This is a genomic window from Phytobacter sp. V69, from assembly GCF_965644215.1.
Lineage (GTDB): Bacteria > Pseudomonadota > Gammaproteobacteria > Enterobacterales > Enterobacteriaceae > Phytobacter.
Genome location: NZ_CBFFRL010000090.1, coordinates 1 through 18542, shown reverse-complemented (window position 1 = coordinate 18542; position 18542 = coordinate 1). Strand labels below are relative to the sequence as shown.

19 protein-coding genes are annotated in these 18542 nt (G+C 56.8%); 9 read left to right on the top strand and 10 right to left on the bottom strand.

Annotated elements, in window-relative coordinates:
• Positions 1-271: 271 nt before the first annotated feature.
• Positions 272-724 (bottom strand): GNAT family N-acetyltransferase, encoded by a 453-nt coding sequence (locus ACSZPU_RS14090; RefSeq protein WP_498999803.1) that lies wholly within the window; start codon positions 722-724, stop codon positions 272-274.
• 2 nt (positions 725-726) lie between these two features.
• Positions 727-1785, bottom strand: a complete 1059-nt coding sequence (gene dinB / locus ACSZPU_RS14085; RefSeq protein WP_498999797.1) for a DNA polymerase IV — start codon at positions 1783-1785, stop codon at positions 727-729.
• A 306-nt stretch (positions 1786-2091) separates the two neighbouring features.
• Here dinB and dpaA point away from each other — a divergent pair, with 306 nt between their 5' ends.
• The gene (dpaA, locus tag ACSZPU_RS14080; protein ID WP_498999795.1) at positions 2092-2832 is read left to right on the top strand and encodes a peptidoglycan meso-diaminopimelic acid protein amidase; all 741 of its coding nucleotides are present in this window, start codon (positions 2092-2094) and stop codon (positions 2830-2832) included.
• Here dpaA and ACSZPU_RS14075 read toward each other — a convergent pair.
• Together ACSZPU_RS14075 and lpcA are read right to left on the bottom strand one after the other, a co-directional pair.
• Positions 2803-3570, bottom strand: coding sequence for a class II glutamine amidotransferase (locus ACSZPU_RS14075; RefSeq protein ID WP_498999792.1), 768 nt, complete (start codon positions 3568-3570; stop codon positions 2803-2805). The genes dpaA and ACSZPU_RS14075 overlap by 30 nt on opposite strands.
• A 148-nt stretch (positions 3571-3718) precedes the next feature.
• A complete protein-coding gene (gene lpcA, locus ACSZPU_RS14070; RefSeq protein WP_498999791.1) occupies positions 3719-4300 on the bottom strand; it encodes a D-sedoheptulose 7-phosphate isomerase in 582 nt (193 codons plus the stop codon).
• A gap of 239 nt (positions 4301-4539) precedes the next feature.
• Between lpcA and fadE the strand changes: the two genes are divergently transcribed.
• From fadE to ACSZPU_RS14055, 3 genes are all read left to right on the top strand, one after another.
• A complete protein-coding gene (gene fadE / locus ACSZPU_RS14065) occupies positions 4540-6984 on the top strand; it encodes an acyl-CoA dehydrogenase FadE (RefSeq protein ID WP_498999789.1) in 2445 nt (814 codons plus the stop codon).
• Positions 6985-7093: 109 nt separating this feature from the next.
• Positions 7094-7864, top strand: coding sequence for an amidohydrolase (locus tag ACSZPU_RS14060; RefSeq protein ID WP_498999787.1), 771 nt, complete (start codon positions 7094-7096; stop codon positions 7862-7864).
• Positions 7865-7928: 64 nt separating this feature from the next.
• The gene (locus ACSZPU_RS14055) at positions 7929-8054 is read left to right on the top strand and encodes a hypothetical protein (protein ID WP_498999784.1); all 126 of its coding nucleotides are present in this window, start codon (positions 7929-7931) and stop codon (positions 8052-8054) included.
• 9 nt (positions 8055-8063) lie between these two features.
• Here ACSZPU_RS14055 and hpxK read toward each other — a convergent pair whose 3' ends face one another.
• The 3 genes from hpxK to ACSZPU_RS14040 all read right to left on the bottom strand — a co-directional run bounded on the left by hpxK (position 8064) and on the right by ACSZPU_RS14040 (position 11585).
• Positions 8064-9308 (bottom strand): allantoate amidohydrolase, encoded by a 1245-nt coding sequence (gene hpxK, locus ACSZPU_RS14050; protein ID WP_498999781.1) that lies wholly within the window; start codon positions 9306-9308, stop codon positions 8064-8066.
• Positions 9305-10543, bottom strand: a complete 1239-nt coding sequence (locus ACSZPU_RS14045; RefSeq protein ID WP_498999779.1) for a pyridoxal-phosphate-dependent aminotransferase family protein — start codon at positions 10541-10543, stop codon at positions 9305-9307. Before ACSZPU_RS14045 ends, hpxK begins: the two co-directional genes overlap by 4 nt.
• A 202-nt stretch (positions 10544-10745) precedes the next feature.
• Complete coding sequence (locus ACSZPU_RS14040) at positions 10746-11585, bottom strand: MurR/RpiR family transcriptional regulator (protein ID WP_498999777.1); 840 nt, start codon at positions 11583-11585, stop codon at positions 10746-10748.
• Positions 11586-11699: 114 nt separating this feature from the next.
• On the opposite strand from ACSZPU_RS14040, the gene ggt reads away from it, so the two are divergent.
• Genes ggt through hpxZ form a run of 4 tightly spaced genes read left to right on the top strand, consistent with a single transcriptional unit; the run spans position 11700 to position 15234 of the window.
• Positions 11700-13283: a gamma-glutamyltransferase gene (gene ggt / locus ACSZPU_RS14035; RefSeq protein WP_498999800.1), complete on the top strand. Its 1584-nt coding sequence runs from the start codon at positions 11700-11702 to the stop codon at positions 13281-13283.
• Positions 13284-13292: 9 nt separating this feature from the next.
• On the top strand, positions 13293-13481 hold the full coding sequence (gene hpxX / locus ACSZPU_RS14030; protein WP_498999774.1) for an oxalurate catabolism protein HpxX: 189 nt from the start codon (positions 13293-13295) through the stop codon (positions 13479-13481).
• On the top strand, positions 13478-14851 hold the full coding sequence (locus ACSZPU_RS14025; RefSeq protein ID WP_498999772.1) for an AtzE family amidohydrolase: 1374 nt from the start codon (positions 13478-13480) through the stop codon (positions 14849-14851). Before hpxX ends, ACSZPU_RS14025 begins: the two co-directional genes overlap by 4 nt.
• Positions 14848-15234, top strand: coding sequence for an oxalurate catabolism protein HpxZ (hpxZ, locus tag ACSZPU_RS14020; protein ID WP_498999769.1), 387 nt, complete (start codon positions 14848-14850; stop codon positions 15232-15234). Before ACSZPU_RS14025 ends, hpxZ begins: the two co-directional genes overlap by 4 nt.
• 56 nt (positions 15235-15290) lie before the next feature.
• Here the strand turns inward: hpxZ and puuE are convergent, their stop codons facing one another.
• From puuE to ACSZPU_RS14005, 3 genes are read right to left on the bottom strand one after another with little or no spacing between them, the layout of a single operon-like run.
• Positions 15291-16235: an allantoinase PuuE gene (gene puuE, locus ACSZPU_RS14015; RefSeq protein WP_498999766.1), complete on the bottom strand. Its 945-nt coding sequence runs from the start codon at positions 16233-16235 to the stop codon at positions 15291-15293.
• A gap of 29 nt (positions 16236-16264) precedes the next feature.
• Entirely contained in the window at positions 16265-17002 is a 738-nt protein-coding gene (locus ACSZPU_RS14010) for an aspartate/glutamate racemase family protein (RefSeq protein ID WP_498999764.1), read from the bottom strand.
• Positions 17002-17718 carry a GntR family transcriptional regulator gene (locus tag ACSZPU_RS14005; protein ID WP_498999761.1) on the bottom strand — a complete coding sequence of 239 codons (717 nt, stop codon included), beginning with the start codon at positions 17716-17718 and terminating at the stop codon, positions 17002-17004. The genes ACSZPU_RS14010 and ACSZPU_RS14005 overlap by 1 nt, the downstream gene beginning before the upstream one ends.
• 146 nt (positions 17719-17864) lie before the next feature.
• Between ACSZPU_RS14005 and ACSZPU_RS14000 the strand changes: the two genes are divergently transcribed.
• Positions 17865-18542: cytosine permease (locus ACSZPU_RS14000; RefSeq protein WP_498999758.1), on the top strand; the 678-nt coding region annotated here is incomplete at its 3' end.

Genomic DNA, 18542 nt, shown 5'->3' with positions numbered 1-18542 from the left:
ATTCAGGCAACCGTCTGTGGTGTTTGCAGAGCTAAGATTGGCGGCTTAGCGTTGCACTTCGGAGTTGAATCCGCCGCCCATATACCATTTCCAATAAAAAAATAATTAAGGATATGGCAGACACAACCAGGGCAAAAAAGAAGAGTTATTCCTGGAAAGGTCTGCAAATTGAGTTTTGATTATATGTCGTCATGATTAACCCCCTTTGCAGTGAAAATAGATGGAAAGTGCGCGTATAGTAATGAGGCATATCCGGTAATGCAAGGCTATTTTACTGCACTAATTGCCGGATCATATGGTAATTAATAAATTTCACCCCTCGGGATTCAACATTCTGTTCCCGAATAATAGCAAAGCCCAGGCGCTCAAACAGCGGCCTGGCGGTGATACTGGCATCAACGCTGAACACGCCTTCCGACCTGGGTTTGAACAGTTCCATTAACAGTGAACGGGCAATTCCCTGGCGGGTAAATTCTGGCGCGACAAATAACAGATCAATATAATCCTCCTGGGCGGCAAGAAAACCGACGGGCCTGTTATTCATAACAGCCACCAGCACCTGAGAATTTGCTAATTTGTTCTGCCAGCGAACCTCATCCACCTGTGCCCATGCGGCAATCTGGTGCGGAGAATAATGCTGACTGGCCACTTCTTTTATTGCCGCAATGAATATTGCGCACAGCGACTGAAAGTCTTCGTCCTGATAGGGTCTTATTTCCAGCATCATTACAGCCCCAGCACCAGTTGGCGTTCTAATTGCGGATCGAGCAGCGTCACATGTAATCCCACTAAACGCACGCCACGCCCACCGCGCCGTTCATTCCAGGTTTTTCGCGCCGTCGCCAGGAGATCGTCTTTATTTAAGCGTGGCCAGACGTGTTCCTGGGTGGTGAGCTGGAAATCTGCAAACTTGAGTTTGACCCCCTGTCGGGCAATAAGCAGGTCGGGTTTTATCTTCAACAGCCGCCGCTCCAGCTCCGGGTAGAGCTGCTGGTTGATAATGGCTTCACACTCTTCCCATTCATGGATGTCTTCAATCAGCGTACGTTCCACGCCGACCGACTTGCGCAGCCTGTCGTTGCTGATCTGCCGTTCATCAATGCCCAGACTGCGCTCCCACAGCACGCGGCCAAATTTACCAAACCGCTTGAGCAGCATCGCCAGGTCGCTGTTTTGCACATCTTCGCAAGTACGCAACCCCAGCGTTTCCAGCTTCGCCGCAGAGACCTTGCCAACGCCAGGAATCTTCCCCAGCGGTAGCGTGCGTAAGAACGCCGGGACATCCGCTGGCGCAATCACATATTGCCCGTCGGGTTTATGCAGATCGGAGGCAATTTTCGCCAGGAACTTCACCGGCGCGACTCCGGCCGATGCGGTCAGCTGCGTTTCGCGAAAAATGGTCTGGCGGATCTCTTCGGCCATTAGCGTTGCCGAACCGTGACAATAGGGGCTGTCGGTCACATCCAGATACGCTTCATCCAGCGACAGTGGCTCAATCAGGGCGGTATAACGGGAAAAGATTTCACGAATATGGTTAGACGCTTCCCGGTAGGCTTCAAAGCGACCGGGTAATAAGGTGAGGTGCGGGCAGAGTTTTAATGCCATTGCCGTGGGCATGGCGCTGCGAACACCGTATTTACGCGCCGGATAGTTAGCCGTGCTAATGACCCCGCGCTGGACCCTGCTACCGCCGATGGCAATAGGGATATCCCGCAGAGCCGGATTGTCGCGCATCTCCACCGCCGCGAAAAAGCAGTCCATATCAACATGTATGATTTTGCGCATACGCTCACCTTACCCGATACTGGATAAGTATACAGCATTCTTACCTAAGATGAGAAGAGACGAAGAAAATGTGAGTTTAGTGTGAAAAAAAACGCCCAATAGTGCTGTTATTTCTGGGGTTTTCATCTGACAATATTTAACAGGGGGATCGCTGTAAAAAACTAATTTGTAAACTCAGCGATCCGGGCTTGCGAAAAACTACCGTGATGCTACTGTGGGCGCACCCAATCCAGATTATTCTGAATTTTTGGGATTCTTTTGCCGTCCTGGCAATGTGGTAACCGTTTTATCAAGGAAACAAGCAGTATGCGTAAAATCGCATTTTTTCTTGCGATGCTTCTGATGCCGTGCGTCTCATTCGCCAGCTTATTAAGCAGCAATGGTTCAACAACGTCGATCAGCAAAGAATATAAGCAGCAGTTGATGGGGTCACCGGTATACATCCAGATCTTCAAAGAAGAGCGTACCCTTGATCTCTACGTCAAAATGGGTGAGCAGTACCAACTCCTCAATAGCTACAAAATTTGTAACTACTCTGGCGGCCTGGGCCCTAAACAGCGTCAGGGCGATTTCAAAAGCCCGGAAGGGTTCTATTCTATTCAGCGCAGCCAGCTAAAACCGGACAGCCGTTTTTATAAAGCCATCAATATTGGTTTTCCTAACGCGTTTGACCGTGCCCACGGTTATGAAGGGAAATACCTGATGATCCACGGCGCGTGCGTGTCCATTGGTTGCTACGCCATGACCGATTCGCAGATTGACGAGATTTTCCAGTTTGTTACCGCCGCGCTGGTGTTTGGTCAGCAAAGCGTACAGTTGAGCATTTATCCGTTCCGGATGACTGACGCAAATATGCAGCGTCACAAATATTCGACCTATGCGAAATTCTGGGAACAGTTAAAACCGGGTTATGACTTCTTCCAGCAAACGCAGAAACCGCCTGTGGTCTCCGTTGTTGACGGAAACTACGTGGTCAGCAAACCGCTGAGCCACGAAGTTATTCACCCGCAGCTGGCGTCAAACTATACGCTCCCCGAGACAAAATAATGCCCACTCACCTGGCATAATCTTTTGCCAGGTTTCATTGCCCGTTAGCGGCTGGGTAGCAATCACGGTAACCACATCGTTAGGTGTGGTTTCCCGCTGAAAATCAATTTCCACATCCTGATCCAACAGCTTCGCCACGCCGAACGGTGCCCGACGGGTAATGCAGAACAGGTTGGTCGAGCAGAACGCCATCACGTAGCGCCCATCCGACAGCAGCATATTGAACACACCTTTCTCACGCAGCTCAGTCGCCAGCGTTGCGATGTATTTAAATACCGCTTCCATATTGCCCGGCGTACGCGGATAACGCGTGGTGAGCTTATGCAACAGCCAGCAGAAGGCTTTCTCGCTATCCGTTTCCCCTACCGGACGAAAATTCCCTGTCTCCAGCGTTTTATAACCGGTTAACTGCCCGTTATGGGCGTAGGTCCAGTTGCGACCCCAGAGTTCACGGGTAAAAGGATGGGTGTTTTCCAGCGCCACTTCGCCACGGTTTGCCTGACGAATATGGGCCACCACCGAGCAGGACTTTATCGGGTAATCCTGAACCAGACGGGCAATCGGTGAGTTAAAGCTGGGTTGCGGGTCTTTAAACGTACGACAGCCTTTGCCTTCGTAAAAGGTAATACCCCAGCCATCTTTATGCGGCCCGGTTCCCCCACCGCGCTGCACGAGCCCGGTGAAACTAAAGCAAATATCGGTTGGCACATTGGCGCTCATCCCGAGCAGTTCGCACATACAACACCCCCAAACGCCCAAATATGGAGAAGGCGTAATTGTTGCAGCCAGTTTGAACACGGACAGCGCACAAGAACCAGAACGTACACGGAGTACGTGAGGATTCTGAGCACTGCCCAGGTTCAAAATGGCAAATAAAATAGCCTTTTTACGCTTTTTCCATCTCTTTTTCGATCAGCAGAATCAGGATATGAATCACTTTAATGTGGATTTCCTGAATGCGGTCGGCGTAGCCAAAATGCGGGACACGGATTTCAACATCGGCAGTACCCGCCATTTTACCGCCGTCTTTGCCGGTCAGGGTGATAACTTTCAGCCCTTTCGCGCGCGCAGCGTCAATCGCTTTGATGACATTAGCAGAATTACCGGAAGTGGAAATACCTAACAGTACGTCACCTGTACGGCCAACGGCTTCGACATAACGAGAGAAAACATGGTCGTAACCAAAGTCGTTACTGACGCAGGAAAGGTGGCTAACATCGGAGATAGCAATCCCCGGGTAACCCGGACGGTTTTCGCGATAGCGGCCCGTTAACTCTTCTGCGAAGTGCATCGCGTCACAGTGGGAGCCGCCGTTACCGCAGGACAATACCTTACCGCTAGCCTTGAAACTGTCAGCCAGCAGGACCGCTGCGCGCTGAATCGCGTGAATATTGGCATCATCTTTCAAAAAATTAGCCAGCGTTTCCGCTGCTTCGTTCAGTTCGTTGCGAATAAGATCCTGGTACATGAGGATATCCTTCAGTATGAATGTAAATTCTCGAGCGCAGTTTACCGGATAGCATGGCAGGCGAGAAGCTAAAGCCATATTGATCGTCGGGCGTTTTCGTTTTTCGTGCCACATTCCTCCCCAACAATGTGAACCAGGTTGTAATTACTTTGTAAACACATTGCTAAAAGAAATAACATCCACTACAACCATATCATCACAAGTGGTCAGACCTCCTACAAGCAAGGGAGCTTTTTTCTATGATGATTTTGAGTCTTCTCGCTACTGTTGTGCTGCTCGGCGTACTGTTTTATCACCGGGTAAGTCTGCTGCTTAGCAGCGTAATCTTACTGGCATGGACTGCTGCCCTTGGCGCCTCAGGTCTGTGGTCAATTTGGGTACTGGTGCCATTGGCCATTATCCTTGTACCTTTCAACTTTGTGCCGATGCGCAAAGCGCTGATCTCCGCCCCGGTGTTCCGCGGCTTTCGTAAAGTGATGCCGCCGATGTCCCGTACGGAAAAAGAAGCTATCGACGCCGGTACAACCTGGTGGGAAGGCGACCTGTTCCGCGGTAATCCGGACTGGAAAAAGCTGCACAACTACCCGCAGCCGCGTCTCACCGCCGAAGAACAGGCCTTTATTGATGGCCCGGTTGAAGAAGCCTGCCGTATGGCAAACGACTTTGCCATCACCCACGAAATGGCCGATTTACCGCCAGAGCTGTGGGCCTACCTGAAAGAGCATCGTTTCTTCGCGATGATCATTAAGAAAGAGTACGGCGGCCTGGAGTTCTCCGCTTACGCCCAGTCCCGCGTCCTGCAAAAACTCTCCGGTGTTTCCGGTATTCTGGCTATCACCGTCGGCGTACCTAACTCCTTAGGGCCGGGGGAACTGCTGCAACATTACGGCACTGAAGAGCAGAAAAATCACTACCTGCCGCGTCTGGCGCGTGGGCAGGAAATCCCCTGCTTTGCGCTGACCAGCCCGGAAGCGGGTTCCGATGCGGGGGCGATTCCGGATACCGGCGTTGTCTGCATGGGCGACTGGCAGGGTGAGCAGGTGCTCGGTATGCGCCTGAGCTGGAACAAACGCTACATCACGCTGGCACCTATCGCTACCGTGCTGGGGCTGGCATTCAAACTCTCCGACCCGGAAAAACTGCTGGGCGGCGAAGAAGATCTCGGTATCACCTGTGCGCTGATCCCTACCAGCACGCCGGGCGTGGAAATTGGACGTCGCCACTTCCCGCTGAACGTGCCGTTCCAGAACGGTCCGACGCGCGGCCAGGATATTTTCGTGCCGATTGATTACATCATCGGTGGCCCGAAAATGGCCGGACAGGGTTGGCGTATGCTGGTGGAATGTCTGTCCGTAGGGCGCGGCATTACTCTGCCGTCCAACTCCACGGGTGGCCTGAAATCGGTGGCAATGGGTATCGGCGCATACGCCCATATCCGTCGCCAGTTCAAAGTGGCCATCGGTAAGATGGAAGGGATCGAAGAGCCGCTGGCACGCATCGCAGGCAACGCCTATGTGATGGATGCCACAGCCGCGCTGATTACTTACGGCATTGTGCTCGGCGAGAAACCGGCAGTGCTCTCCGCTATCGTGAAATATCACTGTACTCACCGTGGCCAGCAGTCAGTCATTGATGCAATGGATATCGCGGGCGGTAAAGGCATCATGCTCGGCGAAGGCAACTTCCTGGCCCGTGCCTATCAGGGCGCACCGATTGCCATCACCGTGGAAGGGGCAAACATTCTGACCCGCAGCATGATGATCTTCGGTCAGGGCGCGATTCGCTGCCATCCGTACGTGCTGGATGAAATGGCCGCCGCGCAAAACAACGACGTGGATGCGTTCGATAAACTGCTGTTCAAACATATCGGGCATGTGGGCAGTAACAAGATGCGTAGCTTCTGGCTGGGGCTGACGCGTGGGCTGACCAGCTCCGCGCCCACCAGCGACGCCACCAAACGTTACTATCAGCATATCAACCGATTAAGTGCCAACCTCGCGCTGCTGTCGGATGTGTCGATGGCGGTACTGGGCGGCAGCCTGAAACGTCGTGAGCGTATTTCGGCGCGTCTCGGGGACATCTTAAGCCAGGTGTTCCTCGCCTCTGCCACGTTGAAACGCTATGACGATGAAGGCCGTCACGAGATGGATCTGCCGCTGGTGCACTGGGGTGTGCAGGATGCCCTATACCAGGCTGAACAGGCGATGGACGACCTGCTGGCCAACTTCCCGAACCGCGTGGTCGCGGGACTGCTGCGGGTGGTGATTTTCCCGACCGGCCGCCACTACCTGGCACCGTCCGATAAACTGGATCACCAGGTGGCTAAAATTCTGCAAACGCCGTGCGCAACCCGCTCGCGTATTGGTCGCGGTCAGTACCTGACGCCGAGCGAACATAACCCGGTCGGTCTGCTGGAAGAAGCGCTGATTGATGTGATCGCCGCCGACCCGATTCATCAGCACATTTGTAAAGAGCTGGGTAAAAATCTGCCGTTCACGCGTCTGGACGCGCTGGCAAAAGAGGCGCTGGCTGGCGGGCTTATCAATCAGGACGAAGCCGATATTCTGATAAAAGCCGAAGTGAGCCGTCTGCGCAGTATCAATGTTGATGATTTCGAACCGGAAGAGCTGGCGACACAGCCGGTAAAGCCGCAGGAAAAAGTGCGTAAGCCCCAGGCTGCATAACGCACACCTCGAGGACCCTTGCCCCGCTTCGTGCGGGGTTTTTTATTACCACAAATTCCCTTTTTCTCGTGCTACAGTGTAAAAACGCTGTTTTAGGGGAGCTTAAATCGTGCCTGGTTTAAAAATTACGCTGTTACAACAACCTTTAGTCTGGATGGACGGTCCGGCTAACTTGCGCCATTTCGACCGCCAGCTTGAAGATATCACCGGGCGTGATGTGATTGTCCTGCCGGAAATGTTTACCACCGGTTTTGCGATGGAAGCGGCGAAACAGTCGATGCCGCAAGAAGAAGTCGTGGCGTGGATGCAAACCAAAGCCCAACAGACGAACGCGCTGGTTGCGGGCAGTGCTGCGCTGCAAACGGAGCGTGGCCCGGCTAACCGTTTCCTGCTGGTCGAGCCGGAAGGCACGGTGCATTTCTATGATAAGCGCCATCTGTTCCGTATGGCCGATGAGCATCACCATTACGAAGCCGGTAACGAGCGCGTGGTGTTTGAGTGGCGCGGCTGGCGTATTTTGCCGCTGGTGTGCTACGACCTGCGCTTCCCGGTGTGGTCGCGCAATCGCGATGATTACGATCTGGCGCTGTATGTCGCCAACTGGCCAGCACCGCGTTCACTACACTGGCAGTCGCTGCTGGTAGCGCGCGCGATTGAAAACCTGGCGTATGTGGCGGGCTGCAACCGCGTAGGGACCGATGGCAACGGGCATCATTACCGTGGCGACAGCCGGGTGATTAACCCGCAGGGCGAGGTTATCGCCACCGCCGAGCCGCACCAGGCAATCCGCATTGATGCCGAATTGTCGATGACCGCATTGAAAGAATACCGCGAGAAGTTTCCCGCCTGGCAAGACGCCGACCCGTTTACGCTTGAGTGAGGTTTTTCCCTCACCCTAACCGTTCCCACCGCCTCGCTGTCGTTTCGTAGTCCGGATAAAGCGCTTGCGCCACATCCAGGAATTATCCCCGGTGGCGCTGCGCTTACCGGGGCTACAGATTAGACGCCCGGATAAAGCATTGCGCCGCATCCAGGAATTGTCCCCGATGGCGCTGCGCTTACCGGGCTAAAGCACCGCACTAAATCAGCTTACGCACCGCTTCGCTGTAGGCCCGCAACGCCTGGGCCACATCCTGCTGCTGTACGCTCTCTGCCGGATGATGGCTGATCCCTCTGTCACAGCGCACAAATAACATCGCCGATGGCCAGCGTTCCGCAATTGCAATGGCGTCATGCCCGGCGCCGCTTGGCAGCAACAGCGTACGCCCCTGCACCGCCTCAACCGCACCAGCCAGCACATTGCGCAGCCGCGTGTCACAAGGCGTTGCAGCAATGGAGTAAAAAATATCGTGGCTAAAAGCGACACCGCGCGCCTGGCCGATGCGCACAGCTTCTTCCAGCAACGCGTTTAACAGCGTCTCGCGCAGGTCATCGTTCGGGCTGCGAATATCCAGCGTCAGCGTCACCGCCCCCGGAATCACATTCACCGCCCCCGGCTCGCACTGTAACGTACCCACCGTCGCCACCAGCTCCGGGCCAGATTCCCGCGTTTTTTGCTCAACAAAGCCGATCCACTGGGCAGCAGCGGTCAATGCATCGTGGCGATGACTCATCGGCACGGTGCCCGCATGCCCCGCCTCCCCGGTGAAGCGACAGGTCAACCTGCGAGCACCGTTAATCGCAGTAACCACGCCAAGCGGCAGATCTTCCTGTTCAAGTACCGGCCCCTGCTCAATGTGCAGCTCCAGATACGCCGAGAAATCCTCGCGGGGACGTTCCGCCGTGGCGATACGCACTGGATCCAGACCGACATTGACCATCGCCTGCGCCACGCTCACGCCCTGCGCATCCTCACAGTCCAGCCAGCCCGGCGGCCAGGTGCCGGTCAGGCCACGGCTTCCCAGCAGCGTGATGTTAAAGCGCGTGCCCTCTTCATCGGCAAACCCGACAATTTCAATGGCCTGCGAGCCGCGTAGATCCTGGCGATGCAGCCAGTCCACCACTTCGATCGCCGTCAGCACGCCGAGCATGCCATCATAGCGACCGGCATCGCGGACGGTATCCAGGTGAGACCCCAGCAACACCGCCTGCGCGCCGTCGCTTGCTGCGTCGTAACGTCCACAAATATTGCCGACCGCATCCTGCCAGGTGAGCATTCCCGCATCCTGCATCCACTGCGCCACCTGCGCGTTTGCCCGCAGATGTTCAGGAGAGAGATAAACCCGGGTCAGCTGACCCGGCGTTTCACTGATCTCTGCCAGCGTATCGCAGCGGGCCATGACCCGGCTGGCCGCGCGGTTTGCATCATCGGCAGTCATCATCATGCCCCCCCTTCGTAGACATCCCAGGCGGCCTGCATGCCCGCGCCCTGTACAGTGCGGAAGCCCAGACGGTTCAGTACCGCTTCCAGCGCGGTGAGGGTTTGCAGCACACAATCTTTGCGCGCGTTATACCCCATGGTGCCAATACGCCAGATTTTGCCCTGCAACGGGCCAAACGAGGTGCCGATTTCAATATGGAAGTCGTCCAGCAGGCGCTTGCGCACCTCTTCGCCGTGCACAACCGACGGGATCATCACCCCCAGCACGTTGTTCATCTTGTGGCGAATATCGCCAAACACGTCGAGCCCCATTCCCCGGATCCCCGCCAGCATGGCGCGGCCGTGCAATTCGTGGCGGGCGATCAGCGCGTCCATCCCCTCTTCCAGCATGATGCGCGCGCACTCACGGGCGGCGAACAGCATGCTGGTGGCTTCGGTATGGTGATTCAGGCGCTCCGGTCCCCAGTAGTCCATGACCATGCCGAGATCGAAATAATTGGAGTAGATCATCTCGTCATCGCCGTCCTGATGCGTATCGGTACGGATCCCCTGCTCCACGCATTTGCGTGCGCGAATGGCCTCTTCCATTTGTGGGCTCAGGGTGATGGGCGAGCTGCCAGACGGGCCGCCCAGACATTTCTGCAAACCGGCGGAGACCGCATCCAGCCCCCAGGCATCGGTTTCCAGCGCGTTACCGCCGAGCGATGCGGTGGCATCGGTATAGAACAGCACGCCGTGGCGTCGGCAAATTTCGCCCAGGTTTTCCAGCGGTTGCAGCAACGTGGTGGAGGTATCGCCCTGTACCGTCAGCAACACGCGAGGCTTAACACGTTTGATGGCATCTTCAATCTGATCCGCAGTAAAGACTTCGCCCCAGGGCACCTCGATAGTGTGCACGTCTGCACGGCAACGGCGGGCAATTTCACACAGCAGATGCCCGAAACGGCCGAAGACCGGAACCAGCACTTTGTCGCCGGGGCGGATCGCAGAAACGAGGATCGCTTCGATCCCGGCACGCGAGGTGCCATCCACCAGCATGGTCCAGCGGTTTTGCGTGCGGAAAACCTCGCGGTAGAGCGCCATCACTTCATTCATATAGCCGGTCATGACCGGGTCATACTGCCCGACCAGCTGGCTCGCCATGGCACGTAAGACGCGCGGGTCGGCATTGATCGGCCCCGGCCCCATCAGTAAACGATGTGGCGGGTTAATTTGGGCATAGTGCTGAGAGTCGAACATGGACACATCCTTTGGTATACAAAAGCGATCGTCATGAAACAAAAGATTCTTAATGGTACTTTCTGCAACTAATGTGCCACAGAGAAAAAGAAGACACCAGCCTGCTATTGCACTGATTTTCTCCTTTTTTGGGCGAGATTCACGCTATCTGACTGCACCATCGTGATCCCCCAAAACGGTGCAAAAGCACCCGTTAGGAGCATTATCGCTGCTCCAGCTCGTCGAGTTCTGTATACAGCGAGGCAATGTTGTGGATGCGCTGACGTCCTTCCGTCAGAGCGCTGTGCAGTAGCGCGTTCGCCAGCAAATTCACCAGGCTCATGGCGCTGCTGTAGCTGTCGAATGCCGACACGCTATCGAGCGGCAGGCCGAAGTGCCAGCGGGCAAGCGTGGTGATGCCCGCCGCCTGCGGCTCGCTGATGGCAACGGTTGGCACCCCCTGCTTGTGCAGCACCTCCAGTACGGGGCGGATCACCCGTGGGCGACGGCGAAAAGCGACCACCACCACCACATCCTGCGGGGTGATATCCACCAACTCTTCCGCCAGCGTCTGCCCCGGCTGCGGCATTAACCAGACCTGACCACGGGTTTGCATCAGTTGTTGACGCAGGTGCAGCGCCACCGGGGCACTGTTGCGCAGGCCGAGGATAAAGACGCGTCGCGCCGCGCTCAGCGCCTGTACCACATCGGCAAACTGCACCGCATCCAGCGTATTCACCCACAGGGTCAGGTTCGCCATCTCCTGCTTATAGTGCCGCGCCAGCAGCGTATTGCCCTGCACGGCGTCGCGATTTTCCGTGAGCGGCATTCCGCTCTGGCGCAGCGTGCGCACCTCGTCGCGCATCTCTTTGAAACGATCATAGCCAAGCCGCTTAAAGAGACGGCTGACGGTGGCTTTCGACACGCCGCTAAGACGGGCCAGCTCTGCGCTGTTGTAGCTCATCAGATCGTCAAAATGATCCATGATAAACGAGGCAACTCGCTGTTCTTGTGGGGATAATTCGTTGTAACACTCACGTAGGCGCGTATCTAACTGCTGCATAGACCCTCCTGCAACTTTCGTTTCACATTAAGCTGACACAGTGAAACGCTTGCCGTCAATCTGGAACAGCTCTTGCTTAGCTCTCTGACTTACCCGAACAAAGAGAGCATGACGATGCAAAGTAATATTGCCCCCTCCGGTATGGCGGTAACGCCCCACCACCTTGCCAGCGAATCGGCATTGTCGGTGTTGCGCCACGGCGGTGACGCGATACAGGCGATGGTCGCCGCGGCGGCTACGATTGCGGTGGCGTATCCCCATATGAATGGCATCGGCGGCGATGGCTTCTGGCTGATTGTGACGCCAGAAGGCGCCCCTCTCGCCATTGACGCCAGCGGTGCCGCCGGGCAGCTGGCAACACGGGATTTCTACGCGGGGCATAGCCATATTCCCCATCGCGGCACTATGGCGGCGCTGACGGTTCCCGGCACGCTGAGCGGCTGGGACGAGGCGCTGAAAGTGTCGGCATCGCTGGGCAGCGGGCAATTGCCGCTCTCCCGCCTGCTGGCAGATGCTATTCGTTACGCCAGCGAAGGGATCCCGGTTACCCAGTCGCAGGCCAGCGCCACGCAAAGTAAATACCCGGAGCTGGTGGACGTGCCGGGCTTTAGCGAGACCTTTCTCGTTCAGGGCGACGTCCCCCAGGCGGGCAGCCGTTTCTGCCAGCCGCGCCTGGCGCGCACATTAACCCGGCTGGCGACCGACGGGCTGGACAGTTTTTATCGCGGCTCGCTCGCTGACCAGATGGCGGCAGAGATGAACGCGCTCGGCCTGCCGCTGACCGCTCAGGATCTGGCGGCCCATCGCGCGCACCGCCGCGTACCGCTTCGCCTGTCCCACAGCCAGGGCGAGGTCTTCAATATGACGCCGCCGACGCAAGGACTGGTATCGCTGGCGATCCTTGGCATTACCGACCATCTGGATATGCCGCAGGCCAATGAAATCCAGACCATTCACCGTATCGTCGAGGCCACCAAAAAGGCCTTTGGCCTGCGTGACCGTTACATCACCGACCCGCGCCACGTGACGCTGCCGGTACAAAGCCTGTTGGAAGACGCTCCGCTGCAAGCCCTGGCAAGCAGTATCGACGAAAACCGGGCCGCCCCCTGGGGCCAGGGGAAAGGACCGGGCGACACCGTCTGGATGGGCGTGATGGATAAAAACGGGCTGGCTGTGTCGTTTATCCAGAGCATTTATCACGAATTTGGTAGCGGCGTGGTGCTGCCGGAAAGCGGCGTGCTGTTACAAAACCGGGGTGCGGCGTTCAGCCTCGACCCGGATCATTTGCTGGCGCTGATGCCCGGCAAACAGCCGTTCCACACCCTCAACCCGGCGGCGGCACGGCTCAAAGATGGCCGCACCATGGTTTACGGCACGATGGGCGGCGACGGTCAGCCGCAAACGCAAGCCGCCATTTTTACCCGCCACGTGATGCAAAACATGCCTTTGCAGGAAACGGTGTGTGCCCCGCGCTGGCTGCTGGGTCGCACCTGGGGGCAGGCGTCCGAAAGCCTGAAACTGGAAGGAAGATTTAGCGAAGCCACGTTCCAGGCGCTGCGCGAGCTGGGCCATGACGTGGAATGGTTACCGGGACTGAGCGAAGCCACCGGACACGCGGGGGCGATTGTGCGCCATCCCAACGGCATGCTCGAAGGGGCATTTGATCCACGCAGTAACGGCAGCGCGGCCGGTTTTTAAGGAATCATCATGAGCGATAACCCATTCGACTGGCCGACCTATATCCGGCTGATGGAACAACTACTGGCGGTACCGCTGGACGACGCACGCCGGGCCGAGCTGGAGGTTCAGCTCGTCCGCATTGCAGCCATGGCGCAGCCGCTGATGGCATTTCCCCTGCCGCACCGCCAGGAAGGCGCTGGAGAATATCGGCTATGAGCATACCCATTCGGGACATTCAGCAGGGATTGCGGAACAAAACCTTTAGCGCGCGCGAGCTGGCACAACAGTCGCTGGCGCGAATTGAGCAGGCCAACCCCGGCATCAACGCCTTCACCGGGGTGACGGCAACACGGATGCTGACCGAAGCCGCGCATATCGATGCCCGCCGGGCCGTGGGCGAGACGCTGCCAGCTCTGGCGGGTGTACCCTATGCGGTGAAAAACCTGTTTGATGTGGAGGGCGTCACCACGCTGGCGGGGGCAAAACTGTTCAGTACCCAGCCACCGGCAACGAAAGATGCTTTCGCGATTCGCCAGCTGATGAAAGCCGGTGCGACTCTGGCCGGTACGCTCAACATGGATGCCTATGCCTATGGCTTCACCACCGAAAACAGCCACTACGGTGCGACGCGTAATCCGCGCGATATCACGCGCGTGGCGGGCGGATCCTCGGGCGGTTCGGCAGCGGCGGTTGCGGCCGGAATGGTCAATTTCGCGCTGGGCACCGACACCAACGGCTCCATTCGCGTTCCCGCCTCGCTGTGCGGCGTGCTGGGATTAAAACCCACCTTTGGGCGCTTATCACGCAGCGGCAGCCACCCGTTTGTCGCCAGTCTGGACCACATCGGCCCGCTGGCGCGCAGCGTGGAGGATTTGGCCTGCGTTTATGACGCGCTCCAGGGACATGACGGGGAAGACAGCTGGCAATCATCACGTGAGCCTGCCGCCAGCTTGCCAACATTATTCAGTGCCGGACCACTACGCTGCGCCGTGCTGGAGGGCTATTTTGCGACCTGGTGTAACGCCGATGCCCGCGCAGCCGTCAGCGCCGTGGCGCAGGCGCTGGGAGCCAACCAAACGCTGGTGCTGCCGGAAGCAGAACTGGCGCGTTCAGCCGCGTTCTTGCTTTCTGCCGCAGAGGGGGGAAACCATTATCTGCCTGCGCTGCGGACCGATGCCGATAAGTTTGAGCTTAACTCTCGCGAGCGTTTGTTGGCAGGCGCGATGACCCCGTCGGCCTGGTATACCCAGGCACAGCGTTTCCGCGCCTGGTTTCGCGATAAAACGCTGCCGCTGTTTAACGGGGTGGATTTGCTGCTGGCCCCTGCCACGCCGTGCAGCGCAACGCCGATTGGCGAGAACACGATGCGCATTAACCAGACCGATTTACCGGTCAAAGCCAGCATGGGGATGCTGACGCAGCCGATTTCGTTTCTCGGTCTGCCGGTGGTGACCGTGCCCGTTAAAACCGCCTCGGGATTACCGATTGGCGTACAAATTATTGCCGCCCCCTGGCAGGAGACGCGCTGCCTTCAGGCGGCATGGCGACTGGAACAAGCAGGCATTCTTTACCCACAGGAAGCATGATGAACAGAGAAAATATCGACCGTCCCGCCGTATTGAATGAGGTTACCGCCGCGTTCTACCGCTACGAGCAGGCGCTGGTCAGTAATGATGTGGAAGTGCTGGATGAGCTTTTCTGGGCGGACCCGCGCACGGTGCGTTACGGTGCTACGGAGAATCTGTACGGCATTGAGGCGATTCGTGAGTTTCGCAATTCACGTCCATCTGCCGGGCTGGACAGGCTGCTGCACAATACCACGATCACAGCCTACGGCGATGATATGGCAGTGGCGAGTACGGAGTTTACGCGTGAGAACAGTGAACGCGTGGGCCGCCAGATGCAGACCTGGGTGAAGTTCCCCTATGGCTGGCGGATTGTGGCAGCGCATGTCAGTTTGATGGGGTGAAGGGATGGTTAGCTCCCTCTCCCTTTTAGGGAGAGGGCCGGGGTGAGGGTGAAAACTCACTCAGAAGTATAAGGGTGCACCTTCACCCAGTGCTCGGCGATATCCTGACGGCGGCACACCCACACATCCTCGTGGCTCTGCACATAATCCAGAAAACGCTGCAAGGCGCGGAAACGACCGGGGCGGCCCAGCAGCCGGCAGTGCATGCCAATCGACATCATCTTCGGCGACGTCTCCCCCTCTTCATACAGCACATCGAAGCTGTCTTTCAGATAGGTATAGAACTGCTCGGCGGTGTTAAAGCCCTGCGCGGTGGCAAAGCGCATGTCGTTCGCGTCCAGGGTATAAGGCACAATCAGATGAGGTTTCTGGTCGACCGTCGTCCAGAACGGCAGGTCGTCGCCATAGTAATCGCTGTCATACAAAAAGCTGCCCTGCTCGACCACCAGCTTACGGGTGTTCGGGCTGTCGCGCCCGGTATACCAGCCCAGCGGGGCTTTACCCAGCAGCGAGGTCAGGACCTCCATCGCCTGCTGCATATGCTGGCGCTCGGTCTGGATATCCATATTTTGATAGTGGATCCACCGCCAGCCGTGGCTCACCACGTCGTAATCGGCCGCCTTGATCGCCGCGACGATCTCCGGGTTACGCGCCAGCGCCATCGCAATGCCAAACACCGTTAGCGGCAGACCGCGCTTTTGAAATTCATGATGAATGCGCCAGAAGCCCGCGCGGGAACCGTATTCATACAGCGAGTCCATCGACATGTGTCTGTCAGGGTAACTTGCCGCGCCGATAATATCGGACAGGAACTGCTCGGAACCGGCGTCGCCATGCAGGATGTGGTTTTCACCGCCTTCTTCGAAATTCAGGACAAACTGCACGGCAATGCGCGCCCCACCGGGCCACTGCGCATGGGGAGGTTTCCCGGCGTACCCCGCCAGATCGCGCGGGTAGTTATCGGTAAAGTGCCAGACAGGCTTGTCCGTATCTGAATGCATGCTGATTCGACCTCATTTTGGGGCCGCTTTCAGCTCAGCATTTCAAAGCATCCTGAAAGCGGCTTTTTATTGGGATACGCCAGATCGCCGTACTTGCTGGTACCAAGCCCCAGTGCCAGGAGGGATTCCACCATTTTCACCGCTGCCGTAACGCCATCAATCACCGGAATACCCAGCTCCTGCGTCAGCTCGCTGGCAAGGTTCGCCATCCCGCCACAGCCGAGAACAATAGCGCCGCTATTATCTTCCCGTTTGACTTGTATACAACGCTCGCGTACTTTCTGTTGAGCAAGACCCGTGCCATCTTCTAACGCCAGCACCGGTAAATCGATCGCATGCAGCGCGGTGCAGTGATGTTCGAAGCCATATTGCTGCAATAAATGGCGGGCGATAATCACCGTGCGCGGCAAGGTGGTGACGATGGAAAAGCGTGTCGCGACCATAGTAGCGACATGCATCGCCGCTTCGGCGATACCCACCACCGGCCCGGTTGCCAGCTCGCGGGCGGCCAGCAGGCCCGGATCGCCAAAGCAGGCAATCACATGGCCCTGTGCGCCCTGCGCCATCCCTTTCTTTATTTGCTCCAGCACGCCAATGGCGGCAATCGCCTCATCAAAATGCCCTTCAATCGACTCAACGCCCTGGGTCGGACAGCTGGCGATGATAGTGGTACCCGGCGCGACAACCTGGCAGGCGGCACTGGCGATGGTATGGGTCATCTCCGGGCTGGTATTGGGATTGATCACCTGTATACAGCATTGCGTCATCAGTGTTCTCCTGCTGCGCCAAACAGGCGGGCAAAGTCGGGAAGGATGTCGCCGCCGCGCTCAAAGCTGAGGCTCGAGACAATATGGTCGAAGTGATGCGCCATGGAGTGACTCAGCGCAGCGCTGTCCTTTTTACGCAGCAGTTCGATGAGTCTGTCGTGGTCGTCACAGCGGCATCCGCGCTGCCAGGGCGCGCCCCAGGCGGCAATCACCAGTGACGAACGCTGCGCCAGCGTGGTGACGATATCGGTCACTACCGCATTACCCGAGATGGCCTGTAGCTGGATATGGAACGCCGCAGAATGACGGATCGCCGCCGCGCCATCGTGGTTCTGATGGGCCTCTTCTTCCTGGGCGATGATTTTCTCAAGCCCAACAATGTGCGGCGGCTGCAAATGCTCAAGCACCTGCGGCAGGTTGGCGCACTCGATCATTTTGCGGGTGGCGAAGATCGATTTCGATTCGTCGATATCCGGTTTGGCAACGAATGCACCACGTCTGGGCGCGATGGTGACCATTTGCACCGTTGCAAGGCGCGTAAGCACTTTGCGGATCCCAGTACGACTGACGCCAAAAACCTCCGCCAGCGCTTCTTCAGGTAATTTGCTGCCTGGCGGTAACTGATGTTCGACGATGGCGGTCATCAGCGACTGCCAGATGAAATTTTCTTTATCTTCCAGATCTGCTGGGGTCTGTAGCCCCGTTGGCTGCTTCATTGGGAAATTCCTTTGTTACGTATCTCTTATCTCTTTGTATACACCACTAAGATATTTTGTATACATAAAATTAAAACCTGGCCTGGTTCATGCAATACATGATGGCAGACATAACGTCACAATCTGTATTCAGAGGAGCAGATTCCATGCCAAACCTTGAACCAAATTACAAAGACAGCTACAGCCCGAGACTCACCAACAACGATTTGGCCCCGACTCGCGACCAGAACTGGACATGGTACAACATCTTCTCTTTCTGGATGTCCGACGTACACAGCATGGGTGGATACGTGGTTGCCGCCAGCTTCTTCGCCCTCGGCCTTGCCAGCTGGCAGGTGTTACTTTGCCTGTTGCTGGGTATCTGCATTGTGCAACTGTGCGCAAACCTTGTTGCCAAACCAAGCCAAATGGCTGGCGTGCCCTATGCGGTGATTTGTCGCCAGGCATTTGGCGTGTTCGGTGCCAATATCCCTGCCGTCATCCGTGGTCTGATCGCTTTCGCCTGGTACGGTATACAAACCTATCTGGCAGCCAATGCCCTGATGCTGGTAATGCTGAAATTCTGGCCGTCTCTGGCCCCAATGACCGAAGGGCATTTCCTTGGCCTGTCACATTTAGGCTGGGTGTGCTTCGGCATTATGTGGGTACTGCAGGCGCTGGTGTTCTGGCACGGAATGAGCGCGATTAAACGCTTTATCGATATCGCCGGACCGGCTGTATACGTGGTGATGTTGGCGCTGGCGGTGTGTAAGCGTCTCATACATACCGTATTGACTTATAATGGCAATATGCAGCAACTCAGAACCGTACAGACTTACTATTCC